We start from the raw sequence: 952 nt of genomic DNA on the forward strand, positions 1-952 counted from the left end.
AGTAGTTCCAGAGTATGATTGAATTTTGAAGAAGTAGCTTGCAGGCAGTCGCAACTTCCTGGTCTGCGAGGACGCCTTCTTGAAAAGCTTGGTCGTTGTCAAAAAATACCGCACGAGAGAATCTATTTGAAAGTTCGACTCTGTTTAGCTGCTTTTGTATTTGTTGCCTCAGATCCTCATCATCAAAATAGGTCAGGATGAACTGTGATTTGATGATCCTTCCAAATTCTTTAAGAGCTCTATATAAAGGGTGCTCTTTTGAATAGGAACTCAATCTTTTGAACAGTTGTGAAGCAGTCGCGTGCTTCATCTTAATCGTCGCGACAAATCTTAAAATGTCATCCCAATGTTCAAGCACTAGGTTTTTACTGATAGGCCGACTTGGAAGTAGGCGGTAGCCTTTGTCGTAAAACGTTTTCCGTGCAGAAAAGCTATATATTTGTTGGTTTCCGATGTTGGCAAGTCTTGGAGCAAACGCTATTCCCAAGAAATGGGAAACTGCAAAGATTTGCTCTGTATAGCCATGTGTATCAGTTGAATGAACTTGTTTAAGGTCAGTCACTTCATTTTGAAGCAAGCCATCAATAACGTATGGAGCTTCTCGATCTGAAGCGCTGAATACTGAATTGTGGAATAACGACTGCTTTTCATCTATAAATGTGTAGATCGTCACGCCTTTGTCTTTTCCAAAATACTTGTAGGAGTGGTTTGCGTGCAGGCAATCTACATCAACATTGACCTTTCTTCCGTCACTCGATGAGTGGAGAATTTCTGGGTCTTTGAGATAGCACTCGACAATTTCAAATTATGAATCGCATCAACGATCCGGTTATTAGCTTTTCGAATATTGTCTAGACTGAAAAACCAGTTAACCGTGTTGTGGAGCGTATGCTCCTCAATGCCAGCTGAGATGCTAGCAAGTTTGCCCAGACCGATATTACAGCCCTTTGCT

General features: G+C 41.4%; 2 protein-coding genes. Both read right to left on the reverse strand.

Annotation, left to right across the window (positions count from 1 at the left end; translation table 11 throughout):
* Positions 1 to 799, reverse strand: a 799-nt coding sequence (locus A3766_RS27245; RefSeq protein WP_197479790.1) for a Tn3 family transposase, incomplete at its 3' end; no start/stop codon positions are given.
* The coding region (locus A3766_RS32450) for a Tn3 family transposase (protein WP_156509190.1) at positions 724 to 952 on the reverse strand (229 nt) is incomplete at its 5' end. The genes A3766_RS32450 and A3766_RS27245, both read right to left, overlap by 76 nt.

Source organism: Oleiphilus sp. HI0132, from assembly GCF_001635845.1.